The organism is Rhizobacter sp. P3_B12 (assembly GCF_056402895.1).
Genome location: NZ_JBFUGN010000378.1, coordinates 1 through 5,434, shown reverse-complemented (window position 1 = coordinate 5,434; position 5,434 = coordinate 1). Strand labels below are relative to the sequence as shown.

The 5,434-nt window shown below is 66.1% G+C and carries 6 protein-coding genes and 1 pseudogene; 6 read left to right on the top strand and 1 reads right to left on the bottom strand.

The annotated features are described in order from the left end of the window. From carB to AC1D01_RS18930, 3 genes and pseudogenes are all read left to right on the top strand, one after another. A pseudogene (carB, locus tag AC1D01_RS18940) lies at positions 1-338 on the top strand (carbamoyl-phosphate synthase large subunit); the annotation flags it as partial. Between the two features lie 82 nt (positions 339-420). Further along, the gene (gene greA / locus AC1D01_RS18935; RefSeq protein WP_477868964.1) at positions 421-897 is read left to right on the top strand and encodes a transcription elongation factor GreA; all 477 of its coding nucleotides are present in this window, start codon (positions 421-423) and stop codon (positions 895-897) included. Between the two features lie 4 nt (positions 898-901). After that, entirely contained in the window at positions 902-1,348 is a 447-nt protein-coding gene (locus tag AC1D01_RS18930) for a DUF4149 domain-containing protein (RefSeq protein WP_477868962.1), read from the top strand. A 5-nt stretch (positions 1,349-1,353) separates the two neighbouring features. Here the strand turns inward: AC1D01_RS18930 and AC1D01_RS18925 are convergent, their stop codons facing one another. Further along, positions 1,354-1,827, bottom strand: a complete 474-nt coding sequence (locus tag AC1D01_RS18925) for a YhbY family RNA-binding protein (RefSeq protein WP_047511520.1) — start codon at positions 1,825-1,827, stop codon at positions 1,354-1,356. Between the two features lie 33 nt (positions 1,828-1,860). Here AC1D01_RS18925 and AC1D01_RS18920 point away from each other — a divergent pair, with 33 nt between their 5' ends. The 3 genes from AC1D01_RS18920 to folP form a co-directional block, all read left to right on the top strand. Then, entirely contained in the window at positions 1,861-2,562 is a 702-nt protein-coding gene (locus AC1D01_RS18920) for an RlmE family RNA methyltransferase (RefSeq protein ID WP_477868960.1), read from the top strand. Positions 2,563-2,661: 99 nt separating this feature from the next. Beyond that, complete coding sequence (gene ftsH / locus AC1D01_RS18915) at positions 2,662-4,563, top strand: ATP-dependent zinc metalloprotease FtsH (protein ID WP_477868958.1); 1,902 nt, start codon at positions 2,662-2,664, stop codon at positions 4,561-4,563. A gap of 69 nt (positions 4,564-4,632) precedes the next feature. Then, a partial coding sequence (folP, locus tag AC1D01_RS18910; RefSeq protein WP_477868956.1) for a dihydropteroate synthase occupies positions 4,633-5,434 on the top strand: 802 nt, incomplete at its 3' end.

Here is a 5,434-nt window from a genome sequence, read left to right as displayed (position 1 = left end):
ACCTGCACCAGCTCGGCTTCCAGGTCGTTGCGACCAAGGGCAYGGCCGCGGCCATCGCCGAAGGCGGCGTGCCGGTGAAGGCGGTCAACAAGGTCAAGGACGGCCGCCCCCACATCGTCGACATGGTGAAGGCCGGCGAGATCCAGCTGGTGTTCACGACGGTCGACGAGACGCGCACGGCGATCGCCGATTCGCGCCACATCCGCCAGGCGGCGCTGGCCAACCGGGTGACCTACTACACCAGCATGGCCGGCTGCGAAGCCGCGGTCGAAGGCATGAAGCACCAGGACGATCTGGTCGTGCTTTCCCTGCAAGAGCTGCACCGCGAACTGCACTAAACTTTCTGCAACACATCGGCCGCCGCCGGGCCTCCCGCGAGGGAGAGGGCGGCGGCTTCATTTTTGCCTTCAGGGTTCCACCATGACGACCATCCCCATCACCGTGCGCGGTGCCGAAAAACTCAAGGAGGAACTGCACCGGCTGAAGACGGTGGAGCGCCACGCGATCATCCAGGCCATCGCCGAAGCACGCGCGCAGGGCGACCTGTCGGAGAACGCCGAGTACGAGGCCGCCAAGGACAAGCAGGGTTTCATCGAAGGCCGCATCCTCGAGGTCGAAAGCAAGCTGGCCGCGGCACAGATCATCGACCCGAAGGCGCTGAATGCCGAGGGGCGCGTGGTGTTCGGCGCCACCGTCGAGCTCGAGGACGAGAAGACCGGCAATCCCGTCACGTATCAGATCGTCGGCGAGGATGAAGCCGACCTGAAGGAAGGCCGCATCTCGATCGGCTCCCCGATCGCGCGTGCGTTGATCGRCAAGGTGGCTGGCGACGTGGCCGAGGTGCAGGCGCCGGGCGGCGTCAAGAGCTACGAGATTGTCGAAGTCCGCTACGTCTGACGTGATGACGCCCCAGAAGCTGCAGCGCGCAGCGGGATTCCTGACCGGCCTGTGGGCCGGCGTCCTGCTGGGCGTGGGCTTGATCGGCGCGCCGGCCGGCTTCGCCAGCACGTTTCCCGAGACGGCCGGGCGCATCGCCGGCCGCATGTTCATGCAGGAGGCCTACCTGAGCCTCGGCCTGAGCGTGCTGCTGCTGATGCTGCGCCGCATCTGGCAGATGACGGAGACGCGGCGCAGCGTGCTGGGTGCCGATGCGCTGATGCTGCTGGCCGTCGCCTTCTGCACCGTGCTCGGGTATTTCGGCCTGCAGCCGGTGATGGCAGCCGCGCGGGCGGGGCAGGGCGGCCTGTCCTTCGGCGCGCTGCACGGCATCTCGATGGGCCTGTATGGCGTCAAGACGCTGTTGTTGCTGGTGCTGGCCTGGCGGCTGAACGCGGCCAAGCCGGCCTGAAGGGCTCAGTCGGCGGCCGACTTCTTCAGGCTCGTGATGCGCTTCTTGGCGCGCTTGATCTCGCCGCCGGCGGCGACCCGCTGGTTGCCCAGCACCTTGAGCTTCTTGACCTGCGGGCGGTGGTTGCCGCTCTTCGAGAATTTCAGGATCTTGACGGTGCGCGGCCCCGGCATGCGGTCTTCGCGCTCGGCCTTTTCCTTCGGGGGGATCGGGCGCCACAGCACCAGCAGCTTGCCGATGTGCTGGATCGGGGCGGCGTTCAGCTGGTCGCTGAGCTGCGCAAGGATGGCCTCGCGGGTGTCGCGCTCGTCGGAGAAGACGCGGATCTTGATCAGTCCGTGGGCATTGAGCGCGGCATCGGCTTCCTTGATCACGGCAGGGGTCAGGCCGTCACCACCGATCAGGACGACCGGGTTCAGGTGGTGGGCTTCAGCGCGCTTGTCCTTGCGCTGGGCGGGATTCAGTTCGATGGCAGGCATGTCGGTATTATCGGTTGCAGTGAGCGTAAGCCAATGAAAATCAAGACAAAAAGCAAGAAAGTCAACAAGGCGTGGCTGCACGACCACCTCAACGACACCTACGTGAAGCTGGCCCAGAAAGAGGGCTATCGCGCCCGTGCGGCTTACAAGCTGAAGGAGATCGACGAGGAGCTCAAGCTGATCCGCCCGGGCCAGCTGGTGGTCGACCTGGGCGCCGCGCCGGGGGCCTGGAGCCAGTACGTGCGCCGCAAGTTCGCCCCGAAGGAGGTCGGCGGCCTCGGGGGCGCCGCCGCCGGCGAACTGAACGGCACCATCATCGCGCTCGACATCCTGCCGATCGAGCCGATCGAAGGCGTCGTCTTCTTCCAGGGCGATTTTCGCGAGGATGCGGTGCTGGCGCAGTTGCACGAGCTGGTGGCCGGCCGGCCGGTCGACGTGGTGATTTCCGACATGGCGCCCAACCTGTCGGGCATCGACAGTTCCGATGCGGCCCGCATGGAGCACCTGGTGGAATTGGCGGTCGAATTCGCGCAAAACCATCTGACGCCGAATGGCGCACTGGTCAGCAAGGTTTTCCATGGCAGCGGCCACAGCCAATTGGTCGAGATGTTCAAGAAAACCTTCCGGGTCGTGAAACCGATCAAACCGAAGGCTTCGCGCGACAAATCCTCCGAAACCTTCCTGGTTGGCATCGGTCTCAAGAATCCGGGGATTCAGGTCGATAAGCGTTCGTGAAACCGCATGGGTTGCGTGGACTAGAATCACCCCCAGATGCCGTGGATGCTGGGCACGTCCTGTGCTCGCGCTGAGGATTTATCGCAAGAAGGAGCCGCGGTGAACAATCAATGGTTCTCCAAAGTCGCTGTCTGGCTGGTGATCGCACTCGTGCTGTTCACCGTGTTCAAGCAGTTCGACAAGGGTGCAATGCAAGGCAGCCAGATCGGCTATTCCGACTTCCTGGAGGAAGTGCGCAGCAAGCGGATCAAGAGCGTCCAACTGCAGGAAGGACCCTCCGGAACCGAGATCAAGGCCAAGACCACCGACGACAAGGACCTGCGCACCACCGCAACCTTCCTCGATCGCGGCCTGGTTGGCGACCTGATCAACAACAACGTCAAGTTCGACGTCAAGCCCCGCGAGGAGCCGTCGATCCTGTTGAGCATCCTCGGCTCATGGGGCCCGATGCTGCTGCTGATCGGCGTGTGGATCTACTTCATGCGCCAGATGCAGGGCGGCGGCAAGGGCGGCGCGTTCAGCTTCGGCAAGTCGAAGGCGCGCATGCTCGACGAGGCCAACAACACCACCACCTTCGCCGATGTCGCCGGTTGCGACGAGGCCAAGGAAGAGGTCAAGGAGCTGGTCGACTTCCTGAAGGACCCGCAGAAGTTCCAGAAGCTCGGTGGCCGCATTCCGCGCGGCGTGCTGCTGGTCGGCCCTCCGGGCACCGGCAAGACGCTGCTGGCCAAGGCGATCGCCGGCGAGGCGAAGGTGCCGTTCTTCAGCATCTCGGGCTCCGATTTCGTCGAGATGTTCGTCGGCGTCGGCGCGGCGCGCGTGCGCGACATGTTCGAGCAGGCCAAGAAGAGCGCGCCCTGCATCATCTTCGTCGATGAAATCGACGCGGTCGGCCGCCACCGCGGTGCCGGCCTCGGCGGCGGCAACGACGAGCGCGAGCAGACGCTGAACCAGATGCTGGTCGAGATGGACGGCTTCGAGACCAACCTCGGCGTGATCGTGATGGCGGCCACCAACCGGCCCGACATCCTCGACCCCGCGCTGCTGCGCCCGGGCCGCTTCGACCGCCAGGTCTACGTGACGCTGCCCGACATCCGCGGCCGCGAGCAGATCATCAACGTGCACATGCGCAAGGTGCCGGTCGGTGCCGACATCCGTGCCGACATCCTGGCGCGCGGCACCCCGGGCTTCTCGGGTGCCGACCTGGCCAACCTGGTCAACGAGGCGGCGCTGTTCGCAGCGCGCCGCAACGGCCGGGTCGTCGAGATGATCGACTTCGAGCGCGCCAAGGACAAGATCATGATGGGCGCCGAGCGCAAGTCGATGGTCATGGACGAGGAAGAGCRCCGCAACACCGCGTACCACGAGGCCGGTCACGCGCTGATCGGCCGCATGCTGCCCAAGCTCGACCCGGTGCACAAGGTCACGATCATCCCGCGCGGCCGTGCGCTGGGCGTGACGCTGTCGCTGCCCGAGAAGGACCGCTACAGCTACGACCGCGAGTACATGCTGAACACCATCAGCATGCTGTTCGGCGGCCGCATCGCCGAAGAAGTGTTCATGCACCAGATGACCACCGGCGCGTCGAACGACTTCGAGCGTGCCACCTCGATGGCGCGCGACATGGTCACCCGCTACGGCATGACCGACGAGCTGGGTCCGATGGTCTACGCCGAGAACGAGAGCGAGGTCTTCCTGGGCCGCTCGGTGACCAAGCAGGTCAACGTGTCCGAGCAGACGATGCAGAAGGTCGACGACGTGATCCGCCGCATCATCGACGAGCAGTACGCGATCGCCCGCAAGCTGATCGAGGACAACCAGGACAAGATGCACGCGATGGCGAAGGCGCTGCTCGAATGGGAAACCATCGACGCCGACCAGATCGACGACATCATGGGCGACCGCCCGCCGCGCCCGCCGAAGGACTGGAGTTCCAGTTCCGGCAAGCCGAGCGGCCCGACGCCGCCGGTCAAGCCGGACGGCGCACCGGCCGCGGCCTGAGCGTATCGATGCGGTTCAGACGACGGGGCTTCGGCCCCGTTTTTCATGGTTGAGCAGGAGGACCCTGCGATGCACTGGCAGACCACCCGCTTCTCGATCGACCTGACGCGCCCGCGCGTGATGGGCATCGTCAACATCACGCCCGATTCGTTCTCCGACGGTGGGCAGCATGCGAGCACGAAGGCCGCGCTGGCGCACTGCGAGCAGCTGTTGAAGGACGGTGCCGACATCCTCGACCTCGGTGCCGAATCGAGCCGGCCCGGCGCCGATGCGGTGCCGGTGGCCGACGAACTGGYGCGGCTGCTGCCGGTGCTGCGCGAGGCACTGCGGCTGCAGGTGCCGCTGTCGATCGACACCTACAAGACCGAGGTGATGCGCGCCGCGCTCGACCTGGGCGCCGACATCGTCAACGACATCTTCGCGCTGCAGGCACCGGGTGCCGAGGCAGTGGTGGCTGCGCACCCCCGCTGCGGCATCTGCCTGATGCACGCCCAGGGCGAGCCGAAATCGATGCAGGTGGCGCCGCGCTATGACGATGTGGTCGCCGAGGTGCGCGATTTCCTCGCCGGCCGTGGTGCCGCGCTGGCGCAGCGCGGGGTTGCCGCCGAGCGCATCGTGATCGATCCGGGCATCGGCTTCGGCAAGACCGTCGCGCACAACTTCGCGTTGCTGGCGCGCCAGCAGGAGCTGCTGCAGCTCGGCTACCCGCTGCTGGCGGGCTGGTCGCGCAAGAGCAGCCTGGGGGCGATCACCGGGCGGCCGGTCGGCGAGCGGCTGGTCGCGAGCGTGGCGGCAGCGCTGGCGGCCGTCCAGAACGGTGCGCGCGTGTTGCGGGTCCACGACGTCACCCCCACAGTGGACGCCCTCAAGG

Coding starts and splice junctions, on each gene's coding strand:
- AC1D01_RS18930 (WP_477868962.1), top strand. CDS start 902: ATGACGCCCCAGAAGCTGCAGCGCGCAGCGGGATTCCTGACCGGCCTG.
- AC1D01_RS18920 (WP_477868960.1), top strand. CDS start 1,861: ATGAAAATCAAGACAAAAAGCAAGAAAGTCAACAAGGCGTGGCTGCAC.
- AC1D01_RS18925 (WP_047511520.1), bottom strand. CDS start 1,827: ATGCCTGCCATCGAACTGAATCCCGCCCAGCGCAAGGACAAGCGCGCT.